This is a genomic window from Bradyrhizobium sp. CCH5-F6 (assembly GCF_001556045.1).
GTDB lineage: Bacteria > Pseudomonadota > Alphaproteobacteria > Rhizobiales > Xanthobacteraceae > Bradyrhizobium.
Window position 1 is genome coordinate 1 of record NZ_LSIC01000207.1, and the last position, 23372, is coordinate 23372.

The 23372-nt window shown below is 64.2% G+C and carries 19 protein-coding genes; 12 read left to right on the forward strand and 7 right to left on the reverse strand.

The features are described 5' to 3' along the window. Positions 1 to 361: 361 nt before the first annotated feature. Positions 362 to 754 (reverse strand): endonuclease domain-containing protein, encoded by a 393-nt coding sequence (locus tag AX729_RS36585; RefSeq protein WP_061029574.1) that lies wholly within the window; start codon positions 752 to 754, stop codon positions 362 to 364. Between the two features lie 177 nt (positions 755 to 931). Between AX729_RS36585 and AX729_RS36590 the strand changes: the two genes are divergently transcribed. Together AX729_RS36590 and AX729_RS36595 are read left to right on the forward strand one after the other, a co-directional pair. Further along, entirely contained in the window at positions 932 to 2290 is a 1359-nt protein-coding gene (locus AX729_RS36590; protein WP_061029576.1) for an MBOAT family O-acyltransferase, read from the forward strand. 28 nt (positions 2291 to 2318) lie between these two features. Then, positions 2319 to 3191, forward strand: a complete 873-nt coding sequence (locus AX729_RS36595; RefSeq protein WP_156457406.1) for a hypothetical protein — start codon at positions 2319 to 2321, stop codon at positions 3189 to 3191. Here AX729_RS36595 and AX729_RS36600 read toward each other — a convergent pair. From AX729_RS36600 to AX729_RS36625, 6 genes are all read right to left on the reverse strand, one after another. Next, positions 3172 to 3945 (reverse strand): SDR family NAD(P)-dependent oxidoreductase, encoded by a 774-nt coding sequence (locus AX729_RS36600; RefSeq protein WP_061029580.1) that lies wholly within the window; start codon positions 3943 to 3945, stop codon positions 3172 to 3174. The two genes, AX729_RS36595 and AX729_RS36600, sit on opposite strands and share 20 nt — an antisense overlap. A gap of 158 nt (positions 3946 to 4103) precedes the next feature. Beyond that, positions 4104 to 5246 carry a pimeloyl-CoA dehydrogenase small subunit gene (gene pimD, locus AX729_RS36605; RefSeq protein WP_061029582.1) on the reverse strand — a complete coding sequence of 381 codons (1143 nt, stop codon included), beginning with the start codon at positions 5244 to 5246 and terminating at the stop codon, positions 4104 to 4106. A 180-nt stretch (positions 5247 to 5426) separates the two neighbouring features. Beyond that, a complete protein-coding gene (pimC, locus tag AX729_RS36610) occupies positions 5427 to 6617 on the reverse strand; it encodes a pimeloyl-CoA dehydrogenase large subunit (RefSeq protein ID WP_061029584.1) in 1191 nt (396 codons plus the stop codon). Positions 6618 to 6668: 51 nt separating this feature from the next. Beyond that, positions 6669 to 7856, reverse strand: a complete 1188-nt coding sequence (locus AX729_RS36615; RefSeq protein WP_061029586.1) for an acetyl-CoA C-acyltransferase — start codon at positions 7854 to 7856, stop codon at positions 6669 to 6671. Next, a complete protein-coding gene (gene pimA, locus AX729_RS36620) occupies positions 7853 to 9535 on the reverse strand; it encodes a dicarboxylate--CoA ligase PimA (protein WP_061029588.1) in 1683 nt (560 codons plus the stop codon). The genes AX729_RS36615 and pimA overlap by 4 nt, the downstream gene beginning before the upstream one ends. 122 nt (positions 9536 to 9657) lie before the next feature. Next, complete coding sequence (locus AX729_RS36625) at positions 9658 to 11754, reverse strand: 3-hydroxyacyl-CoA dehydrogenase NAD-binding domain-containing protein (RefSeq protein ID WP_061029591.1); 2097 nt, start codon at positions 11752 to 11754, stop codon at positions 9658 to 9660. A 130-nt stretch (positions 11755 to 11884) separates the two neighbouring features. Here AX729_RS36625 and AX729_RS36630 point away from each other — a divergent pair, with 130 nt between their 5' ends. The 10 genes from AX729_RS36630 to AX729_RS36675 all read left to right on the forward strand — a co-directional run bounded on the left by AX729_RS36630 (position 11885) and on the right by AX729_RS36675 (position 23225). After that, on the forward strand, positions 11885 to 12751 hold the full coding sequence (locus AX729_RS36630; RefSeq protein ID WP_061029593.1) for an IclR family transcriptional regulator: 867 nt from the start codon (positions 11885 to 11887) through the stop codon (positions 12749 to 12751). Positions 12752 to 12817: 66 nt separating this feature from the next. Beyond that, complete coding sequence (locus AX729_RS36635) at positions 12818 to 13615, forward strand: ABC transporter ATP-binding protein (protein ID WP_061029595.1); 798 nt, start codon at positions 12818 to 12820, stop codon at positions 13613 to 13615. Further along, complete coding sequence (locus AX729_RS36640; protein ID WP_025033919.1) at positions 13612 to 14325, forward strand: ABC transporter ATP-binding protein; 714 nt, start codon at positions 13612 to 13614, stop codon at positions 14323 to 14325. Before AX729_RS36635 ends, AX729_RS36640 begins: the two co-directional genes overlap by 4 nt. A 13-nt stretch (positions 14326 to 14338) precedes the next feature. Continuing rightward, positions 14339 to 15217, forward strand: a complete 879-nt coding sequence (locus tag AX729_RS36645) for a branched-chain amino acid ABC transporter permease (protein WP_061029596.1) — start codon at positions 14339 to 14341, stop codon at positions 15215 to 15217. Positions 15218 to 15219: 2 nt separating this feature from the next. Beyond that, a complete protein-coding gene (locus AX729_RS36650) occupies positions 15220 to 16239 on the forward strand; it encodes a branched-chain amino acid ABC transporter permease (RefSeq protein WP_061029598.1) in 1020 nt (339 codons plus the stop codon). A gap of 38 nt (positions 16240 to 16277) precedes the next feature. Next, positions 16278 to 17513 carry an ABC transporter substrate-binding protein gene (locus AX729_RS36655; protein ID WP_061029608.1) on the forward strand — a complete coding sequence of 412 codons (1236 nt, stop codon included), beginning with the start codon at positions 16278 to 16280 and terminating at the stop codon, positions 17511 to 17513. A gap of 116 nt (positions 17514 to 17629) precedes the next feature. Continuing rightward, on the forward strand, positions 17630 to 18856 hold the full coding sequence (locus tag AX729_RS36660) for an ABC transporter substrate-binding protein (protein ID WP_061029601.1): 1227 nt from the start codon (positions 17630 to 17632) through the stop codon (positions 18854 to 18856). Between the two features lie 260 nt (positions 18857 to 19116). Then, a complete protein-coding gene (locus AX729_RS36665) occupies positions 19117 to 20346 on the forward strand; it encodes an ABC transporter substrate-binding protein (RefSeq protein WP_061029603.1) in 1230 nt (409 codons plus the stop codon). A 177-nt stretch (positions 20347 to 20523) separates the two neighbouring features. Then, positions 20524 to 21753 (forward strand): ABC transporter substrate-binding protein, encoded by a 1230-nt coding sequence (locus tag AX729_RS36670; protein WP_061029604.1) that lies wholly within the window; start codon positions 20524 to 20526, stop codon positions 21751 to 21753. A 188-nt stretch (positions 21754 to 21941) separates the two neighbouring features. Beyond that, the gene (locus AX729_RS36675; protein WP_061029606.1) at positions 21942 to 23225 is read left to right on the forward strand and encodes a glycerate kinase type-2 family protein; all 1284 of its coding nucleotides are present in this window, start codon (positions 21942 to 21944) and stop codon (positions 23223 to 23225) included. Positions 23226 to 23372: the final 147 nt, after the last annotated feature.

Here is a 23372-nt window from a genome sequence, read left to right on the forward strand (position 1 = left end):
CACCTCCAGGCTCAACGAGCCTACTACAGGTGTCCACTCATTCGGAGGAAGTTCAGGCGGCTTACCCTGGCATTTTCCCTGGGGGATGATTGTGTCGCGGCAAAGGGAGCGGATTGGAGGCGGAAGGTCAAGACTGGATGACCGCGGCGCGCTTCCTACCCTCCCCTGGAGGGGTCCGGGACGAGCGTAGCTCGCCCGTGGTCGATCGCGCGAAGCGCGAGCGGGGTGGGGTGATCTCTCAACACGGGCGGTGTCGGATGTGGAGAGACCGTCACCCCACACCCCGTCTCACATTTCGCTACGCTCAATGTGAGCCGACCCTCCCCCTCCAGGGGAGGGTAAGAGAAGAGCGCCCGATTCGCTAAGTTCGGCGATGCTTCAGCGGCGTAGTCTCGGCTTCGCGCGATCCGTAGAGCTCGACATAGATTCGTTCGAGAACTGCTGTCAGATCTCCTGTGATCTCCGAATTCCAAAACCGGATGACGCGGTAACCTTCGTGTTCGAGCCAGCGTTGGCGGTCGAGGTCGCGTGCGGCCACGGCGTCTTCATTGTGGTGGCCGCCGTCGAGCTCGATGATGAGACGCTTGGCGGGGCAGAAGAAGTCGACGATGTATGGACCGATCGGCGCTTGACGGCGGAAGTGTGAGCCCTCGATCGGCAATTCCTTGAGGGCACGCCACAGGATCCGCTCATGTGGTGTTGTATTCGCCCTCAGCTTTTTCGCGGCGTTGCGTCGGATTGATGTTGACACCATCTTTGCGGCTTCACCCCACCCCGCTGCGCATTACATGCGCAGCGACCCTCCCCCTCCAGGGGAGGGTAAACAACGCCGCTCATGCCAGCAACCAAAAGTTGCATCCCTGCATGGCTCGCAAGGCTATGACCATCCCGACCAAAATGCTAAACGCCTCGCCGGGCAAGACGGGGCGGCATGACATTCACTTCCTATCAGTTCGGCATCTTCGTCGCGGTGGTGTTTGGCGCCTATTACTTGGCTCCGCTGCGGCGCTTCCAGGTGCAGCTGCTGGTGCTGGCGAGCGTGTTCTTCTACGGTTTCGGCCAGCCCGAGTTGCTACCGTTGCTGCTCGTCGCGGTGCTCGGCACTTATGTCTGCCTGGTGCTCGCGTTCGAGAATCGCGCCGTCTGGATGCCGGCCGGCATCGTCTTCAATCTCGGCCTGCTGGCGTTCTTCAAGTACAAGTTCCTGTTCGTCGGCGCCGGCGCCGCCCCTCTGACCGGCGTCGCGCCGGTCGATTTCCTGCTGCGGCTGCCGCTGCCGATCGGCATCTCGTTCTTCGTGTTCCACAACATCAGCCTGCTGGTCGATCTGACGCGCGAGAAGCGCAGCGTGCCCCTGCGCGACGTGTTCCTCTACATCATCTTCTTCCCGCAGCTGGTGTCCGGACCGATCACGCGCGCGGCCCAGTTCATGCCGCAGATCGTGCCCAAGCGGATCGGCGACGTCGCCTTCGTCGAGGCCGCGAAATGGATTCTCGTCGGCTATTTCTTCAAGCTGTATGTGGCGAACAATCTCAACGAGATGACGTCGCATATGGACTTCCCGCTCTACGAGGCGCTGCGCACGCAGGACCGCTGGTTGCTCGTGTTCCTCTACAGCTACCAGATCTATGCCGACTTCTTCGGCTACTCGGCAATCGCGCTCGGTCTCGGCCTGCTGTTCGGCTACCGCCTGCCCGTGAATTTCAACCTGCCCTACATCTCGACATCGTTCTCGGAGTTCTGGACGCGCTGGCACATCTCCCTGTCGACCTGGCTCAGGACCTACCTGTACATTCCCCTCGGCGGCAACCGGCATGGCGTGGGGCGCACCTATCTCAACCTGATGATCGTGATGACGCTGGGCGGGCTCTGGCATGGCGCGAGCCTGAGCTACGCGTTGTGGGGCATGGCGCACGGGCTGCTGCTCGTCATCGAGCGGCCGTTCCTGAAGCTCATCGGCGACAGGAGTGCTGCGGTCCGGGTGATCCGGATGGGCATCGTCTTCTTCTGCGTGACGATGCTCTGGATCTTCTTCAAGCTGCCGAATTTCGACCACGCGCTCGGCTACCTCAAGGGGATGTTCATCGCGACCGACGTCCCCAATCCGCCAAAACTGTTCACCAATCTCGCCTTGCTCTACGCCTTGCCGGTGATCATCCAGCATATCGGCATCGGCGCGTTCGTCGAAGGGCGGTTGCGGCAATGGGAGCCCTATCTCTATGGTGCGCTGGCGGCGCTCGCTTATCTCGAAGCGGGGCCCGACAGCGCGTTCATCTACTTCCAGTTCTGACATGCGGCAGGAATCAACGCTTTCGTGGATGATCAAGGGTGCGTGCGTCGCGGCGACGCTGTTGCTCGCCTGCGGTCTTGCCACCGCGCGCTTCGGCTCGGCGCTGCAACAGCCGGCCGTCACCACCCGCGACGGCAGCCTCGTCACCCTCAACCGCTATGTGCGGGAGCCCACGCCCGACATCGTGCTGGTCGGCAGCTCGGTGACGTGGCGTCTCAAGGAGGAGTATTTCTCGCTGCCCCGCGTCCGCAACCTGGCGCTTGCCGGAGGCTCGCCGGTGACCGGGCTCGAGATCGTCGCAGGGCAGGCACGCCTGCCCAAGGTCGTCCTGATCGAGACCAACATTCTGTCGCGCGAGGCCGACCGCGCGTTGACCGAGACGTTCTCAGGCGGCGCGCGCGGGGACACGCTGCTGCGCCCGGTGCGAACGGCGGTCGCGGCGTACGAAACCTGGAATCACGCCGCCCCCGATGCCGTCCAGGCGCGCGCAGAGCACGATCGCCTGCTCAGCCAACCGCCTGACACCTTCGACAACAAGGTCTATCTCGACCGCGCGCGGGAGCAGATGAACGACGGCGATCCGACCGCGCCGGCACGCGCGAATGCGGTCCGCATCCGACGGCTCATCGACGATCTGCAACGGCGCGGAAGCCGCGTCTTCCTCATGCACGTCCCCTTCGCACCGGAGATCGAGGACACCCGCCTGGTTCGAACGACGCGGGAGATCGTCGAGGAAGCCTTCCCGGATCGCGCGCTCTGGCTGCGGGTCGAGCCGCCGATGGGCGAGCTGCGCTGGGCCGACGGCGTGCATCTCGATGAACGATCGGCCTTGATCGTCGTCCGCGCCATGGAACGGGCGCTGGGCGCGCGAGCAGCAGCGACTACACCGCCGCCGTTGTGACGCCGCCGTCGATGACGATGGTCTGGCCGGTCATGAAGCTCGAGGCATCGGAGGCGAGGTAGGCGACGGCGCCGGCGATCTCCTCGGGCTCGCCGATGCGGCGGAGCGGCGTGGTGGCGGTGCGGCGCTTCAGATTGGCTTCGTCCTCCCACAGGGCGCGGGCGAAGTCGGTCTTGACGAGGCCGGGCGCGATGCAGTTGACGCGGACGCCTTTCGGGCCCCATTCGCCGGCGAGCGAGCGGCACAGCGCGAAGTCGGCGGCTTTCGAGATGCCGTAGGCGCCGATCACGGTGGAGCCGCGCAGGCCGCCGATCGACGAGATGATGACGACGGAGCCGTTGCCGCGTTCGGCCATCTGCGGGATCGCGAGCGCGGAGAGCCAGATGTTGCTCTTGACGTTGCTGCCCATGATCTTGTCGAAGGCTTCGTCGGTGATGTCGAGCAGCGGGCCATAGTAAGGATTGACGGCGGCGTTGCAGACGAGGATGTCGATCTTGCCATAATGCTTCGTCGCGCCCGCGATCAGGGCCTCGACCTCGACCTTGCGCGCGATGTTGCAGGGGATGACGGTCGCATCGCCGCCGGATGCGTTGATGCCGTCGGCAACCTCCTTGCAGGCGTCGGCCTTGCGCGAGGAGACAACGACCTTGGCGCCCAGCTTCGCCAGGAGCTCGGCGGAGGAACGGCCGATGCCGCGGCTGGAGCCGGTGACCACGGCGACCTTGCCCGTGAGATCGAACGGGGTGTTTTTCATGGGGGTTGCTCTCCGCTGCGTCCGCTTGTTCGGTGTCATCGCCCGACTTGATCGGGCGATCCAGTACTCCGCGGCTGAAGTTGCCTGGACCAACTGCCGCCGCGGAGTACTGGATGCCCCGGTCAAGCCGGGGCATGACAGTCCTCGTGTGATCTAGATCAGATCAACCCGCCGGCATCGGCGACGCGGCGCTGGTGGTATTCGGTGTCGCCGAAGGTGTTCTCGATCATGGTGAGGCGCTTGAAGTAGTGGCCGATCTTCGCCTCCATGGTCATGCCGATGCCGCCGTGCAGCTGGATCGACTGCTGGCCGACGAACTTGGCCGACTTGCCGATCTGCACCTTGGCGGCGGCGATGGCGTTGCTGCGCTCACTGGCGTCCTCGAAATCGCCAGCCATGGTCGCGAACATCGACATCGAGCGCGCCTGCTCGGCCGCGACGAACATGTCGGAGGCGCGGTGCTGCAGCGACTGGAACGAGCCGATCGCGACGCCGAACTGCTTTCGCGTCTTGATGTACTCGACCGTGGTCTTGAGCGATTCGTCCATCAGGCCGACCGCCTCGGCGCAGAGCGCGATGCGGGCTTCGTCGACGACGCGCTCGATCAGCGCCAGCGAGTCCTCGGGATTGCCGAGCACCGCGTCGGGACCGATTTCGACGCCGGTGAAGGTGATGTCGGCGGCGTGCAGGCCGTCCTGGGTCGGATAGCCCTTCCTGCCGACGCCCTTTGCGTCGGCGGGGACCAGGAACACGCCGATTCCGGTCTTGTCGCGGCGTGCGCCCTTGGTGCGCGCGGTGACGACCAGCGTGTCGGCGTTCTCGCCGTTGAGCACGACGAACTTCTCGCCGTCGATCACCCAGCCGTCGCCCTTCTTCTTCGCCGTCGTGGCGACGTCGAACAGATCGTAGCGCGAGTTCTTCTCGAGCTGGGCGAAGGCGAGCGTCTTGCTGCCGTCGATGATCCCTGGCACGTGCGCGGCCTTCTGCGCCTCGGTGCCGGCATGGCGCAGGAAGCCGCCGCCGATCACGACCGTTGCGAGATAAGGCTCGAGCACCAGCGCCTTGCCGAGCGCCTCCATCACGATCATGGTCTCGACGCCGCCGCCGCCGAAGCCGCCATCGGCCTCTGCGAAGGGCAGGCCCAATAGGCCCTGCTCGGCGAGCTTGAGCCAGACCGTCCTGCTCCAGCCGCCCTTCTCCTTCATGTACTTCTTGCGCTGATCGAAATCGTAGGAATCGGTCAGCAGGCCGTCGATGCTTTCCTTGAGAAGCCGCTGCTCCTCGTTCAGGTCAAAATCCATTTCTTTGGTTCCTCGTACCCGGACTATTTGGCTTCGTCATTCCGGGATGGCCCGAAGGGCCAGGCCCGGAATCCATTTCGCCTCAGCGTATGCGGCCCGATGGATTCCGGGCTCGCGACTTCGTCGCGCCCCGGAATGACGGTGAAAATTGCCTCCCCGCCTCCGCGGAGAGGGAGCAGATCACAGCCCCAGCACCGCCTTGGCGATGATGTTGCGCTGGATCTCGTTGGAGCCGCCGTAGATCGAGACCTTGCGGTTGTTGAAGTAGCTCGGCGCGATCTGGGCGGTCCAGTCCATGGTTTCGTTCGAGCCGTCGTCGCCGTGCACGTCGTAGGGCGCGGCGAACGGGCCGATCACTTCCATGAGCAGCTCGGTGGTGGTCTGCTGGATCTCGGAGCCCTTGATCTTGAGCACGGACGAAGCCGGATTGGGCTTGCCCTTGCCGTGCTTGCCTTCATCGGCGACGACACGGAGCTGGGTCAGCTCGAGCGCCTTCAGCTCGATCTCGCAGGCCGCCAGCTTCTCGCGGAACGCGGGATCCTGCAGGATCGGCTTGCCGCCGGATTCGACCTTGGCGGCGAGATCCTTGATGCGGCGGATGCGCTCCTTGGAGACGCCGACGCGGGCGATGCCGGTGCGCTCGTTGCCGAGCAGGAACTTGGCGTAGTCCCAGCCCTTGTTCTCCTCGCCGATCAGGTTCTCGTAGGGCACCTCGACGTCGTCGAAGAACACCTCGTTGACCTCATGGCCGCCATCGATGGTCTGGATCGGGCGCACGGTGACGCCCTTCGACTTCATCGAGAACACGATGAAGGAGATGCCCATCTGCTTCTTGGCGTTGTTGTCGGTGCGGCAGAGGCAGAAGATCATGTCGGCGTGCTGGGCCAACGTGGTCCAGGTCTTCTGGCCGTTGATGATCCACTTGTCGCCCTTGCGCTCGGCCCTGGTCTTGAGCGAGGCGAGGTCGGAGCCGGAGCCGGGCTCGGAGAAGCCCTGGCACCACCAATCGTCGACATTGGCGATGCGCGGCAGGTATTTCTTCTTCTGCTCCTCGTTGCCGAAAGTGTAGATCACGGGGCCGACCATGCTGACGCCGAAGGCGAGCGGCTGCGGCGCCGGGTGAGCCTGGAGCTCCTCGTTGAAGATGTAGTGCTGCACGGCGGTCCACCCCGTGCCGCCATATTCCTTCGGCCAGTGGCTGACGCCCCAGCCCTTCTTGTTGAGGATGCGCCACCACGTCACCATCTCGTCCTTGGAGAGATGACGGCCTTCGACCATCTTGCGCCGCGTCTCCGGCGGCACGTTGTCGCGGAAGAACTGCCTTACTTCCTCGCGAAACGCCTGCTCTTCCTTCGTGAATGCGAGATCCATCGGATCCTCCTGTGAGCTTCTTTGTTTCGTCGTCCGCAGGACGACGGTGAATTACTGCAACACCTCGAACAACCCGGCGGCGCCCATGCCGCCGCCGACGCACATGGTGACGACCGCGTATTTGGCCTTGCGGCGGCGGCCTTCGATCAAGGCGTGGCCGGTGAGGCGCGCGCCCGACATGCCGTAGGGATGGCCGACCGCGATCGCGCCGCCGTCGACGTTGATCTTCTCGGGGTCGATGCCGAGCTTGTCGCGGCAATACAGCACCTGCACCGCGAAGGCCTCGTTGAGCTCCCACAGGCCGATGTCGTCGACGGTGAGGCCGTGGCGCTTCAAAAGGCGCGGCACGGCGAAGACCGGGCCGATGCCCATCTCGTCCGGCTCGCAGCCGGCGGAGACGAAGCCGCGGAAGATGCCGAGCGGCTTGAGGCCGCGTTTGGCCGCCTCCTTGTCGCTCATGATCACGCAGGCGCTGGCGCCGTCGGAGAGCTGGCTGGCATTGCCGGCGGTGACGGTGAAGCCGTCGCCACGCACGGGCTTGAGACCGGCGAGGCCTTCAGCGGTGGTTTCCGGGCGCGGACCTTCGTCCTGCGACAGCGTGACCTCCTTCATCGAGACGGCGCCGGTCGCTTTGTCGGTGATCGCCATTTGCGTGGTGATCGGGGCGATCTCGTCCTTGAACTTGCCGCCCTGCTGCGCGGCAGCGGTGCGGCGCTGGCTCTCCAGCGAATATTCGTCCTGGCGTTCGCGCGAGATGCCGTAGCGCTTGGCGACGACTTCCGCGGTGTCGATCATGGGCATGTAGACCTCGCCCTTGATCTTCAGCAGCGCGGGGTCCTGCGCGTGGAAGCCGTTCATCTTGTCGTTCTGCACCAGCGAAATCGACTCGCCGCCACCGCCGACCGCGATCTCGACGCCGTCGAAGAGCACCGAACGCGCGGCGAGCGCGATGGCTTGCAGGCCGGAGGCGCATTGCCGGTCGATGGTGGTGCCGGCGACCGTGACGGGCAGGCCGGCGCGCAGCAGCGCCTTGCGCGCGATGTTGCCCCCGGTCGCGCCCTGCTGGAGCGCGGCGCCCATCACGACGTCCTCGATCTCCTTCGGGTCGACCTTGGCGCGTGCGACGGCCTCGCCGATGGCGTGGCCGAGCAGCGTTGCGCCCTCGGTGGCGTTGAGCGCGCCGCGATAGGCCTTGCCGATCGGGGTGCGGGCGGTGGAAACGATGACGGCGTCGGTCAAGAGCGACCTCCTGGCAGTTGTTGAGCGGATTGTGACGGTTTCTGCTGCTGGCGCAACTCGTGGCGCGACAGCTTTCCGACCGGCGTGCGCGGCAGATCGTCGACGAACTCGACCGCGGCCGGCAGTTCGTGCTTGCCGAGCTTGCCATTGAGCTGCGCGCGCAGCTCGTCGAGCGAGAACGCTTTTGCGCCGGGTTTCAGCTTGATGAAGGCCTTTGCGGCCTCGCCGCGATACTGGTCGGGGATGCCGAGCACGATCACCTCGTGCACGCCTGATATCGTGTAGATCGCCTGCTCGATCATCTGCGGATAGACGTTGAAGCCGCCGGAGATGATCATGTCCTTCTTGCGATCGACCAGGAAGAAATAGCCGTCGGTATCGACATAGCCGATGTCGCCGGTGAGGAAGCGGCCGTCGACGAAGGCATCCGCGGATCCTTCCGGCCTATTCCAGTAACCGTTGGTGACGTTCGGACCCTTGATGCGGATCTCGCCGACTTCGCCCGGCGGCAGCACGCGCCGGGAATCGTCGAGCGCGACGACGTCGAGCTCGATACCGGGCAGCATCAGGCCGATCGAGCCGGGCTTGTCCGGGCCCGTGGGCGGGTGCCCGGTGCCGGGCGAGCAGGTCTCGGTCATGCCCCAGCCGCTGCGCAGCTTCTTGCCCACCTTGCGCTCGAAGAAGTTCGCGATCTCCACCGGCAGCGGCGCGCCGCCGGAGCCGATGGTGGCGAGCGAGGAGAAGTCGCGCTTGTCGAGATCGGGCAGCGCCGCGATCGCGATCCACATCGTCGGCACGCCCGGGAAATACGTCGCGCGCTTGACCTCGATGTCGCGCATCACCGCTTCGACGTCGAAGCGCTGGTGCAGCGAGATGAGATTGCCGCGGCTGAGCGAGGACAAGAGCACCACGGTGAGCGCATAGATGTGGAACAGCGGCAGCACGCAGATCACGCGCTCGATGACGTCGCCGCGCGCGGCGCGCGACGGCTTGCCCCAGACGTCGTAAATCGACACCGCGGAAGTCAGATTGCCGTGTGTCAGCATGGCGCCCTTGGGCAGGCCGGTGGTGCCGCCGGTATATTGCAACAACGCGACGTCGTCGGCCGTCACGTTCGGCCACTCTGACGGCGCATTCGCGCCCTCGACGAAGGCCTTGAAGGTGACGATGCGGGGATCATCGGGGATCGCCGCCTGCGCCGTGCCGACCTTGCCCCAATGATCGTCCTCGCAAACGACGAGGCGGTCGATCAGCCCTTTCTCCAGGAATTTCAGCGCGGTCGGCAACAGCGCCTGGAGATTCGAGGTGACGAGCAGGCGCGAGCCGGAGTCCGAGACCTTGTGGGTCAGTGCAATCTCGCCGTCGAGCGGCGAGAGATGCGCGACGCGTGCGCCGGCCTTGAGCGCGCCGAAGAAATTGACGGGATGGTCCGGCGTATTGCCGAGGAACAGCGCGACGGAAGAGTTCTTGCCGATGCCCTCGCGAAGAAACGCCGCGGCCGCGCGCTCGGCCATCGCGGCGAGCTCGGCGTAGCTGATCGGACGATCCCTGAATTCCAGCGCCGTGCGCGGACCGTACTCAGCGGCGGCCTTCGACAGCAGGTCGGGCAGCGAGCCCTGGTCGATGGTGTCGTCCCACCGCACGCCCTCGGGATAGAACTGTTCGCCGGGATGGGTCATTGCTTCCTTGAACCACAGACCGTCATTCCGGGGCGATGCGAAGCATCGAACCCGGAATCTCGGGATTCCGGGTTCGCCCTACGGGCGCCCCGGAATGACTGAGAGTTGGAGCACAAGCTCCCTCACGCCGCCTTCGACGCCGCCGCGAGCGAGGCGAACGTCTTGCCTTCGGCCGCAAGCTTCTTCAGCAGCGGGGCAGGCTCAAGGCTCGGATCGTTGGTCTCCTTGGCGTAGAAGGAAAGGCGATCGGCGATGTGCTTGAGGCCGACGCTGTCGGCCCAGAACATCGGGCCACCGCGATAGATCGGCCAGCCATAGCCATAGAGCCAGACCACGTCGATGTCTGAGGGACGGGCCGCGATGCCTTCTTCGAGGATCTTCGCGCCCTCGTTGATCATCGGATACATCATGCGCTCGAGGATCTCCTCGTCGCTGACGACGCGCTTCTTGCGGCCGAGACGCAGCAGCGTCTCGTCGATCAGCTTCTCGACCTCGGGATCGGGCAGCGGGGCGCGAGAGCCGGCTTCATACTTGTAGTAGCCTTTGCCGGTCTTCTGGCCGAAGCGGCCGGCTTCGCACAGCGCGTCCGCGATCTCGGACTTGATGCCGCGGTCCTTCCGCGAGCGCCAGCCGATGTCGAGGCCGGCGAGGTCGCCCATCGCGAACGGCCCCATCGGCATGCCGAACTTGGTGACGACGGCGTCGACCTGCTGCGGCAGCGCGCCTTCGAACAGCAGCTTCTCGGACTGCTTGCCGCGCTGGGCGAGCATGCGGTTGCCGACGAAACCATCGCAGACGCCGACCACGGCCGGCACCTTTGCGATCTTGCGGGCAATGGTCACGGCGGTCACCAGCGCGTCCGGCGCGGTCTTGTCGGCGCGCACGATCTCGCACAGCTTCATGACGTTGGCCGGCGAGAAGAAGTGCATGCCGAGCACGTCTTGCGGACGCTTGGTCGACTTCGCTATCTCGTCGATGTTGAGGTAGGAGGTGTTGGAGGCGAGCACGGCGCCGGGCTTGGCGTACTGGTCGAGCTTGCCGAACACCTCCTTCTTCACCGCCATGGTCTCGAACACGGCCTCGATGACGAGATCGGCATCACCGACATTCTCGATGCCGACCTTGCCGTCGATCAGCGCCATGCGCTTGGCCGGCGCATCGGCCGGGATGCCGCCGCGGGCCGCGGTGGCTTCCCAGTTCTTCTGCATGACGCCCATGCCGCGCTTGAGCTGCTCCTCGGCGGTCTCGATCAGGGTGACGGGAATGCCGGCGTTGGCAAACGACATCGCGATGCCGCCGCCCATGGTGCCGGCGCCGAGAATGGCGACACGGTTAACGGGGCGCGACTTGGTGCCTTCGGGGACGCCCGCGATCTTGGCGGCTTCACGCTCGGCGAAGAACGCATAGCGTTGCGCCTTGGACTGGTCGCTGGCGACGAGCTTCAGGAAGCCTTCGCGCTCCTTCTTCAGCCCTTCGTCGAACGGAAGGTCGATGGCATAGCCGACGGCGTCGGCTGCCGCCAACGGCGCCTCCAGGCCGCGCGACTTCTTCGTCATTGCGGCGACGGCATTGGTGAAGATCGAGCGGTCGGCCTTGGCCGCCGCGAGCTTGGAATCGTCGTCGCGCAGGCGCCGCAGCGGACGCTTCTCGGCCAGCAGCTTGCGCACGAAGGCTTCGCCGCCCGAGGCCGGGCCTTCGACGATCTCCTCGATCAGGCCGTTCTTCAGCGCTTCCGCGGCGCCGATGGGGTCACCGCCGACGATCATCTTGACCGCGAGCTCAGGCCCGACCGCACGGGGCAGGCGCTGGGTGCCGCCGGCGCCCGGCAACAGGCCCAGCTTCACCTCGGGCAGGCCGAGCTTGGCTTCTTTTACCGCGACGCGGTAGTGACAGGCGAGCGCGACCTCGAGGCCGCCGCCGAGCGCGGTGCCATGGATTGCGGCAACGACCGGCTTCGGCGAATTCTCGATCTCGGACAACACGTCGTTGAGGGCCGGCGGCTTCGGCGGCTTGCCGAATTCAGTGATGTCTGCACCGGCGATGAAGGTGCGGCCGGCGCAGGTCAGAACGATGCCCTTGATCGCGGGATCCGCAATCGCCGCCTTGATGCATTCCAAAATGCCGCCCCGCACTGCGGCACTCAGCGCATTGACCGGAGGACTGTCGACCGTAACGATGCCGACCTCATCATGACGCTCAAGCTTGACCACTTCGCTCACGGTGTCCCTCCTTGGTGGGGATTTGCTTTTGTTCGATTTCGCAGTGCGGAATTTAATTCCGCATCTTGACGGCAGGGTTATTTTGAAGCACGGACGTTGTCAACGACTCCGCGCAAGAAGCAGATCAGGGATGAAGCGTACAGGAAAGAAGACTGCGACCGACCGGAATTTCGTCGTCGCGCTTTCCCGCGGACTGGACGTATTGCGCGCATTCCACCCCAATGACGGCCTTCTCGGCAATCAGGAAATCGCGGCGCGGACAAATCTGCCCAAGCCGACCGTGTCGCGGCTGACCTACACGTTGACCAAGCTCGGTTATCTGGCGCCGGTTCCCCGCTTCGAGAAATACCAGCTCACGCCCGCGGCGATGTCGCTTGGTTATGCCGCGCTTGCCAATCTCGGCGTTCGGCATTTGTCCGAGCCGTTCCGCGAAGAGGTGATGCGCGCGACCGGCGGGGCCGTCGCGGTCGGCGGCCGCGACCGTCACAGCATGATCTATTTCGGACAGAGCCGCGGCAGCGAGACCGTCGGCGTTCAACTCGACGTCGGCTCCCGCGTGCCGATTGCAACCAGTGCGATGGGTCGCGCCTATTTCTGGGCACTCGACGCCGATGATCGCGCAGAGCTCTCGCGGCTGCTGCGCGAGCATTACGGCAGCCGCTGGCCGAAGATGCGCGACGGATTGGAGCGTTCCGGAGAGACCGTGGCGAAATACGGCTTTGCCATATCCGTAGGCGACTGGCACGACGACATCGGTGCCGCCGGCGTCGCGCTCAAGCTCAACGACGGAACCGGACCCTACGCGTTCAATTGCGGTGCGCCCGCATTCCGCTTCACGGAAGAGCGTTTGATCAACGACATTGGACCGCGTCTGCTTGCGATGGTAAGGAACATCGAAGCGGCACTCGGGGGTCTGATGCCGCATTCAAAAAAAGACGTCAGCAAAAAGCTGAAATCAGGAGGAAAAGTTGCACGTTTGGCCGAGGGGTTCAGATAGCTTTTGTCATCGCCGGGAGCGGCTCGCATCGCCCCATCGCTCATCGAACGACGTGAGCGAGACGAGATGACGCAGGCACAGCTCGCGCAGGGGGCATCGCCCCTGCTCGCGGTTCGCGACGTCAGCGTCGTGTTCGGCGGAATCATCGCGCTCAACGGCGTGTCCTTCGACATGCTCCAGGGCCAGATCCTCGGCTTGATCGGCCCCAACGGCGCCGGCAAGACCACGCTCTTCAACTGCCTCTCGCGGCTGTATCAGCCGTCGTCCGGCGACATCCTGATGGACGGCGTGAGCATCCTGTCGCGGCCGCCGCACCGCATCGCCGAGATCGGCATCGGCCGCACCTTCCAGAACGTGGCGCTGTTTCCGAACCTCTCGGTGATGGACAACGTTCGCGTCGGCGCGCATTCGAAGACCTCCAGCGACATCATCAGCGACTCCCTGAGATTGGCCTGGGTCCGGCGCAGCGAGACCAGCGTCAACAAGAAGGTGCACGAGATCCTCGCCTATCTCGACCTCGAGGACGTCGCCCACACCATCGTCTCCGGCCTGCCCTTCGGTACGCAGAAGCGGGTCGAGCTGGCGCGGGCGCTGGCGGCCGACCCGAAGATCCTGCTGCTCGACGAGCCTGCCGGCGGCCTCAACCACGAGGAAGTCTACGTGCTCGGAGCTCTCATCCGTCGCATTCGCGACGAGCGCCACATGACCGTGCTCCTGGTCGAGCACCACATGGGCCTCGTGATGTCGATCGCCGACCACGTCGTCGCGCTGAATTTCGGCAAGAAGCTTGCGGAGGGGACGCCCGCCCAGGTGCAGGCCGACCCCGACGTCATCAAGGCGTATCTCGGGAGCAAGGACCAATGACGACACTGCTCAACGTCAAGGACCTGCGCGCCTATTACGGCCAGGTCCAGGCACTCCATGGCCTGTCCTTCTCGCTCAACGAGGGCTCGCTGGTGACGCTGCTCGGTGCCAACGGCGCCGGCAAGACCACGACACTGCGCGCGATCTGCAACATGGTGCGCTCGACCGGAGCGATCGAGTTCGAAGGCAAGCCTCTGAACAACCGCTCGACCGAAAGCATCGTGCGGTTCGGCATCGCCCACGTGCCGCAGGGCCGCGGCACCTTCACCACCATGACGGTGGAGGAGAACCTGCAGCTCGGCGCCATCACCCGCAAGGACAGCGCCGGCATCGTCTCCGACATCGAGCGCATGTACGCCCACTTCCCGGTGCTGAAGCAGCGGCACACCCAGGTGGCCGGCACGCTGTCCGGCGGCGAGCAGCAGATGCTCGCGGTCGCCCGGGCCCTGATGCTGCGGCCGCGGCTGATGCTGCTGGACGAGCCGTCCTTCGGCCTCGCGCCGCTGGTGGTGCGCGACCTGTTCGGCATCCTCGGCAAGATCAACCGCGAGGACAAGGTGTCGATTCTGGTGGTCGAACAGAACGCCCAGCTGGCGCTCGAGCTCGCCGACCAGGCCTACGTGATCGAGACCGGGCGCATCGTGATGTCGGGCAAAGCCAAGGACATCGCGAACAACGAAGAAATCCGCAAATCCTATCTGGGTTACTGAGGGAGCCGGGACAATGGAACTGTTCACCAACCAGGTCCTGGCCGGCATCGCCACGGGCGCGATCTACGCCTGCATGGCGCTCGCCGTGGTCATGATCTACCAGGCCATCGATCATCTCAATTTCGCGCAAGGCGAGATGGCGATGTTCTCGACCTTCATCTCCTGGCAGCTGATGCAGTGGGGCTTGTCCTATTGGGCGGCCTTCCTGGTCACGCTGGCCTTCTCCTTCGCCGCCGGCATCGCGATCGAGCGGATCCTGTTCAAACCGCTCGCCAAGGCGCCGGTGCTGACCAACGTCGCCGGCTTCATCGCGCTGTTTGCGATCATCAACTCCTCGGCCGGCCTGATCTGGGACTTCACCATCAAGCAGTACCCGACCCCGTTCGGCTCCTCGCCCTTCCTGGGCAGCCAGCTGATCTCGACCCACCAGGCCGGCATGATCGGCGTCACCGTGCTGCTCTTGCTCGGCCTCTATTTCTTCTTCCAGTACACCCGGATCGGCCTTGCGATGCGCGCGGCCGCCTCGGTTCCTGAATCGGCCCGCCTCGTCGGCATCAACACGAGCTGGATGATCGCGCTCGGCTGGGGCATGGCGACCGCGATCGGCTCGATCGCCGGCATGCTGATCGCCCCGGTCGTGTTCCTCGAGCCCAACATGATGGGCGGCGTCCTGATCTACGGCTTCGCCGCCGCGGTGCTCGGCGGACTGAGCAGCCCGTTCGGCGCCGTCGTCGGCGGCTTCCTGGTGGGCGTCTTCGAGAACCTCGCCGGCACCTATATTCCCGGCGTCGGCAACGAGTTGAAGCTCCCGATCGCGCTCGCGCTGATCATCTCCGTCCTGGTCGTCAAACCCGCTGGCCTGTTCGGCCGGCACATCGTCAAGCGAGTTTGATCATGAGCGCTGCAGAAGAAGTCGTTGCCGAAGGCCACGAGGCGGTCGAGGCGGTTCCGAAGCGGGCCATGACGCTGGGCACCGGCACCTCGCTGGTGGTGCTGGCGGCGCTGCTGATCGTGCCGATGTTCGTCAAGAACTTCATCATCTTCCAGATGACGATGCTCCTGATCTACGGGCTCGCCGTGCTGGCGCTGAACATCCTGACCGGCGGCTCCGGTCAGTTCTCGCTCGGCCAGAGCGCGTTCTACGCCGTCGGCGCCTATACGTCGGCGGTGCTGATGGAGCACGCCAACGTCAACTACGCGCTGACAATTCCGATCTCCGCCGCGATCTGCTTCGGATTCGGTTATCTGTTCGGCAAGCCGGCGCTGCGGCTGTCGGGCGTCTATCTCGCGCTCGCGACCTTCGCGCTCGCCACCGCCATGCCGCAGCTGTTGAAGCTGAACTTCCTCGAGCACTGGACCGGCGGCGTGCAGGGCCTCGTCGTCACCAAGCCGGATGCGCCGTTCGGCCTTCCGATGTCGCAGGACATGTGGCTGTACTACTTCACGCTCGCCGTAACGATCGCGATCTACATCTTCTCGGTGAACCTGCTGCGCTCCCGCTCCGGCCGCGCATTCATGGCGATCCGCGACAACGAGATCGCGGCCTCCTCGATGGGTGTCAACGTCGCGCTCTACAAGACCCTGGCCTTCGGGGTGTCCGCCGGCATCACCGGCGTTGCCGGCTCGCTCGGCGCCATCGCGGTGCAGTTCGTCGCGCCCGACAGCTACACCATCACGCTCGCGATCTCGCTGTTCCTCGGCATGGTCGTCGGCGGCGTCGGCTGGCTGCCCGGCTCCTTCGTCGGCGCGGCCTTCATCATCTTCGTGCCGAACATGGCGGAGAGCATCTCCAAGGGCCTCTCCGGCGCGGTGTTCGGCGTGCTGCTGTTCCTCGTCATCTACCTCGTGCCGCATGGCGCAAGGCAGATCGCGATCCTGGGTCAGCAACTCGCCGGCAAGCTCAGAAAGAACTGAAGACTCTCATCAACGCGCTATTGAAGAAGGAGACCGAATTGCTTTTTGGAAGAACACTGCGAGCCGCCGCGCTGGTCACGGCAACGGCGGCCGTTACGCTCACCTCCGGCGCTGCACTCGCCCAAAAGAAATACGACACCGGCGCGTCCGATACCGAGATCAAGATCGGCAACATCATGCCGTACAGCGGTCCGGCGTCGGCCTATGGCATCATCGGCAAGACCGAAGAGGCCTATTTCAGGATGATCAACGACAAGGGCGGCATCAACGGCCGCAAGATCAACTTCGTGACCTATGACGACGGCTATTCGCCGCCGAAGGCCGTCGAGCAGGTCCGCAAGCTGGTCGAAAGCGACGAGGTGCTGGCCGTGTTCAATCCGCTGGGCACGCCGTCGAACACGGCGATCCAGAAGTATCTCAACGCCAAGAAGATCCCGCAGCTCTTCGTCGCGACAGGCGCGACCAAGTGGAACGATCCGAAAAACTTTCCCTGGACCATCGGCTGGCAGCCCTCCTACCAGAGCGAAGCGCAGATCTACGCGAAATGGCTGATGAAAGAGAAGCCGGACGCGAAGGTCGCGATCCTCTACCAGAACGACGATTTCGGCAAAGACTATCTCAAGGGCACCAAGGACGGCCTCGGCGCCAAGGCCGCATCCATGATCATCATGGAAGAGAGCTACGAGATCTCCGAGCCGTCGATCGACGGCCACATCGTCAAGATCAAGGCGGCCAATCCCGACGTGCTCTTGATCTACACCACGCCGAAGTTCGCGGCCCAGACCATCAAGAAGACCGCCGAGCTCAACTGGAAGCCGCTCCAGATCCTCACCAACGTGTCGATCTCGGTCGGCAGCGTGATGAAGCCGGCCGGCTTCGAAAACGCGCAGGGCGTGCTGTCGGCCGCCTATGCCAAGGATTCGACGGATCCGCAGTGGGCCAACGATCCCGGGATGAAGAGGTGGAACGAGTTCGTCGACAAGTACATGCCCGGCGCCGACAAGTCCGACACCAGCATGGTTTACGGCTATGGCGCCGCCTCGACGCTCGCCAAGGTGCTGGAGATGTGCGGTGACGATCTGACCCGCGCCAATCTCATGAAGCAGGCGGCGAGCCTGAAGGACTTTGCGCCGGATACGCTCCTGCCCGGCGTCAAGATCAACACCAGCGCCACCGACTTCGCGCCGATTTCGCAGCTTCAGATGATGCGTTTCAAGGGCGAGAAGTGGGAACTGTTCGGCGAGATCATCAGCGGCGACGTCGCCTCCGAATGATGCGCTGACGCAATAGGTCGGGCAAAGAGCCCCCGCGGACAACCGCGGGGGCTTTTTGTTGACGACGGGCGTCAATCTTGTTCAATGCGACCGATCCATTCCGGGGTAGGAGAACAATGGCCGCCGTTCGCTTCCAGGTCGCGTCCCTCTGGGCCGCGCTCGCCTTGTGCACTGCATCAAGCAGCGAAGTTCTGGCCCAGAAGAAATACGACAGCGGCGTGTCGGATACCGAGATCAAGATCGGTAACATCATGCCCTATAGCGGACCGGCCTCCGCCTATGCCGCCATTGGCAAGACGGAGGAAGCCTACTTCAACAAGGTCAATGCCGAGGGCGGCATCAACGGCCGCAAGATCAAGTTCATCTCCTATGACGACGCCTATTCGCCACCCAAGACGGTCGAGCAGGCGCGCAAGCTGGTCGAAGGCGATGGGGTGCTCCTGATATTCGGCTCGCTCGGCACCTCCACCAACAGCGCGATCCGGAAGTACATGAATGACAAGAAGGTGCCGCAATTGTTCGTGGCGAGCGGTGCCTCGAAATGGAACGACCCCAAGCAGTATCCCTGGACCATGGGCTGGCAGCCGAGCTACGTCAGCGAGGCGCGCATCTACGCCAAGTACGTCCTGAAGGAGAAGCCGGACGGAAAGATCGGCGTGCTCTACCAGAACGATGATTTCGGCAAGGACTATCTGAAGGGACTGAAGGAGGGCCTGGGGTCCAAGACCTCGATGATCGTGCGGGAAGAAGCCTATGAGACCTCCGAGCCGGCGATCGACGACCGCGTCGTGAAGCTGAAGGCCTCCGGCGCCGACGTCTTCATCAGCATCACCACGCCGAAATTCACGGCGCAGGCGATCAAGAAGGCGGCGGAGATCAACTGGCATCCGGTCCACATCATCTCCAACGTCTCGACCTCGGTGGGCGGCGTGATCGAACCGGCGGGATTCGAGATCTCGCAAGACGTCCTGTCGGCGAGCTACGCCAAGGACGGCTCCGATCCGCAATGGAATGCCGATGACGGGATGAAGAAGTTCTACAACTTCCTGGCCCAGTATGACCCCAAGGCCAACAAGCTCGATGCCGGTGTCGTGTTCGGCTATGCCGCCGCGCAGACCATGGTGAAGGTGCTGCAGATGTGCGGCGACGATCTCACCCGCGAGAACGTCATGAAGCAGGCCGCGAGCCTGAAGGACTTCGAACCCGATACGCTGCTGCCCGGCATCAGGATCAATACCGCGCCGGACGATTTCGCCCCGATCGAGCAGCTCCAGATGATGCGGTTCAAGGGCCGGAAATGGGAGCTGTTCGGGGATATCATCTCGAGCGAACTCGGCCACTGAAGCGGCGCGGTCGCGCAATTCAAGATAGCCGCTTCCTCACCAGGCAACTACAGGCGGCACCGAACCTGCGACCGCCAAATCTCACGCGCCGGAATATTTTAAGCATCATCTTCGAAAGATCGCCGGTCCTGCGACGCTTATGCAGGGGGTTCTCCTTGCTGACGGCCGTGGATAGGTATTGAATGCGCGATGGAGCGACGAACAACGATCGCCCCCAACAAGAACAATCGACACATTCAAACCTTCCCAGGGAGATCAAGATGCCTGCAATGCATGTGCGATTGGGGGCCTTCTCGGCTGCCCTCGTGCTGGCTGCCGCCCTTTCCACGACAGCGTCCGCGCAGAAGAAATACGACACCGGCGCGTCCGACACCGAAATCAAGATCGGCAACATCATGCCCTACAGCGGACCCGCCTCCGCCTACGGCGTGATCGGCAAGACCGAGGAAGCCTACTTCCGCAAGATCAACGCCGAAGGCGGCATCAACGGCCGCAAGATCAACTTCGTCTCGTATGACGACGCCTACTCGCCGCCGAAGACCGTCGAGCAGGCGCGCAAGCTCGTGGAGAGCGACGAGGTGCTGCTGATCTTCAACTCGCTCGGCACGCCGCCGAACACGGCGATCCAGAAGTACATGAACTCGAAGAAGGTGCCGCAGCTGTTCGTCGCCACCGGCGCCACCAAGTGGAACGATCCGCAGAACTTCCCGTGGACGATGGGCTGGCAGCCGAACTACCAGAGCGAGACCGTCATCTACGCGAAGTACATCCTGAAGAACAAGCCGGACGCCAAGATCGCGGTGCTCTACCAGAACGACGACTACGGCAAGGACTACCTGAAGGGCTTCAAGGACGGGCTCGGCGCCAAGGCGGCCTCGATGATCGTGATCGAGGACAGCTATGAGGTTTCCGAACCGACCATCGACTCCCACATCGTGAGACTGAAGGCCACGGGCGCCGACGTCTTCATGAACATCACCACGCCGAAATTCGCGGCGCAGGCGATCAAGAAGAACGCCGAGCTCGGCTGGAAACCGCTGCATTTCCTCAACAACGTCTCGGGCTCGATCGGCAGCGTGATCAAGCCGGCCGGCTTCGAGAACGCGCAGGACATCATCTCGTCGCAATATTTCAAGGACCCGACCGACGCGCAGTGGAAGAGCGATCCGGCAATGATCGCCTGGAACGAATTCCTGGATAAGTACTATCCGGAAGCGAACCGCGCCGATGCCTCGGTGATGTATGGCTACATCGTGAGCCAGGGCCTGGTGCACGTGCTCAAGGCCTGCGGCGACAACCTGACCCGCGAGAACATCATGAAACAGGCCGCCAACATCAAGAATTTCGAGCCAGCGGGGCTGTTGCCGGGCATCAAGGTCAACACCTCGGCCACCGATTTCGCGCCGCTCTCGCAGTTGCAACTGATCCGCTTCAAAGGCGAGCATTGGGAGCGATTTGGCGAGGTCTTGAGCGGCGACGTCGGCGGCTAACCTTAACCATCCGCTGAGGATATCATCCCAATCGACTAAAGACGCAGCCCCTGCGGCTTTGCCGCAGGGGCTTTTCCTTGAAGCTGTCGCGCAAATCGTATTGAATTGCGGACGCGTCGCCAAAAAAAGTCGAGACAAGAAGAGGGACGCAACACCAAGAAAAACAGGGAGATTGGAATGCCTGCTGTCACCGGCAAGCTTGCGGCCGCGTCATTGGCGCTCGCGCTCATCGCGGCTTCGAGCTCAACTGCATCGGCCCAGAAGAAATACGATACCGGCGCGACCGACACCGAGATCAAGATCGGCAACATCATGCCCTACAGCGGACCGGCCTCCGCCTACGGCATCATCGGGCGCACCGAGGCCGCCTATTTCAAGAAGGTCAACGACGAGGGCGGCATCAACGGCCGCAAGATCAACTTCATCAGCTATGACGACGCCTATTCGCCGCCGAAGACGGTGGAGCAGGCGCGCAAGCTGGTCGAGAGCGACGAAGTGCTGCTCGTCTTCAACTCGCTGGGCACGCCGCCGAACTCGGCGATCCAGAAATACATGAACTCGAAGAAGGTGCCGCAGCTGTTCGTCGCCACCGGCGCCACCAAGTGGAACGATCCGCAGAATTTCCCCTGGACCATGGGCTGGCAGCCCAACTACCAGAGCGAAACGCAGATCTACGCCAAATACATCCTGAAGGAGCTGCCGAACGCCAAGATCGGCGTGCTCTACCAGAACGACGATTACGGCAAGGACTACCTGAAGGGCCTGAAGGACGGCCTCGGCGCCAAGGCCGCGAGCATGATCGTACTGGAGGAAAGCTACGAGACGTCCGAGCCGACCATCGACAATCACATTGTCAAGCTGAAGGCGACCGGCGCCGACGTCTTCATCAACATCACCACGCCGAAATTCGCGGCGCAGGCGATCAAGAAGAATGCCGAGATCGGCTGGAAGCCGATTCACTTCCTCAACAACGTCTCGGCCTCGGTCGGAAGCGTGATCAAGCCGGCGGGCTTCGAGAACGCGCAAGGCATCATTTCGGCGGCCTATCTGAAGGACACCACCGACGCGCAATGGGCCAATGACGCGGGCATGAAGGCGTTCCTCGACTTCATGACGAAGTACTTCCCCGAAGGCGACAAGACCGACGGCGGCACGATCGTCGGCTACGGCGTCGCGCAGACGCTGGTCCAGGTGCTGAAGAACTGCGGTGACGACCTCACGCGCGCGAACGTCATGAAACAGGCCGCGAGCCTGAAGGACTTCCGCACCGAGGCCCTGCTGCCCGGCATCAAGATCAACACGTCGGCGACCGATTTCGCCCCGATCAGCTCACTGCAGCTGCAACGCTTCAAGGGCGAGCGGTGGGAGCTGTTCGGCGACGTGATCAACGCGGAAGCCGGCGGGTAGCGCCTGGAACACACGACGAGGCCCCCTGCGCCGAGCGCGCGGGGGGCTTTTGCATTTGCGGCGGTCGCGATCGCGCGACTGCACCATCGAATGGTGGCAGAGGCCGCTTACGATTCGGCGCACGATGCGGTAGGCAGATGACCGGCGACCTCGTCGCCGCCACTTCAGTCTGCTCAAGGCCATTGTCCATGACCGACCGCCGTCCCTTGCTCCGCGCGCTCTTTGATGCCGCCGTCGCCGCCGCCCATCCCAATATCGTGCTGGCACCGCATTTGCGCTCCGCGCCCAAAGGACGCGTGATCTGCCTTGCCGCCGGAAAGGGCGCCGGCGCCATGGCCGCGGCGGCCGAGCGGCACTATCTCGACACGCTGGGGCTGGCGCCGGAACGCCTCGTCGGCATCGCGACCACGCGCCACGGCTATGGCATGCCGACCCGCCGCATCCGCGTGGTCGAGGCCGGCCATCCCGTGCCTGATGAGGCCGGCCTCAAGGGCGCCGCCGACACGCTCGCGCTCGCCGCCGAAGCCGGGCCGGACGATCTGCTTCTGGTGCTGCTCACCGGCGGCGGTTCGGCGAACTGGATCGCGCCGGTGGACGGCATCAGCTTCGCGCAGAAGCAGGCGGTCAACAAGGCGCTGCTCCGCTCCGGCGCCCCGATCGGCGAGATGAACGTCGTGCGCAAGCACCTCTCGCGGATCAAGGGCGGGCGGCTGGCACGCGCCGGCAGGAACGCGGCCGAGATCGTGACGCTCGCGATCTCCGACGTGCCGCATGACGATCCTTCCGCGATCGCCTCGGGTCCCACCGTGCCGGATCCGACGACGCTTTCCGATGCGCGCGCGATCGTGGCAAAGTACAAGCTCTCCATCGACGACGCGGTGCGCCGCGCGCTGGACGATCCCGCCAACGAGAGCTGCAAGCCGGGCGATGCCGCCTTTGCGCGCGCGCATTTCGAGCTGATCGCGCGGCCCAGGCAGTCGCTCGACGCCGCGGTGAAGCTCGCGCGCGCCTCCGGCTACGAGACCATCGATCTCGGCGCCGACCTCGAGGGCGAGGCCCGCGAGGTCGCCGCCGATCATGCGAGGCTCGCGCTGCAAGCGCGCGCGCAAGGCAAGCGCGTTGCGATCCTCTCCGGCGGCGAGCTCACGGTGACCGTGCGCGGCCAAGGGCGCGGCGGACCGAACCAGGAATATGCGCTGGCGCTCGCCGGCCTGTTGCAGGACACGGCCGGCATCTCTGCGCTCGCCGCAGACACCGACGGCGCCGACGGCGGCGCCGGCCACCCGACCGACCCCGCCGGCGCGCTGATCGATGCCGCGACCTTCGCGAAGATGAAGGCGCAGGGGCTCGCCCCGCAGACCTATCTCGACAACAACGACGCGACCTCGTTCTTCGAGGCGACAGGCGACCTGCTCATGCCGGGCCCGACGCTGACGAACGTGAACGACATCAGGGTGATCCTGGTGGATTGAGGCGCCTGCTCCAGCGCCACTGTCATTCCCCGCGGAGGCGGGGAATCCAGTACGCCGCAGCCTCTCGATGGATCGCGGCCCCCCGGAGTACTGGGCGGATTCAACCGTTCGTCGCAACACTTCAGCGAAGGAGGTTGCGATGGCGAG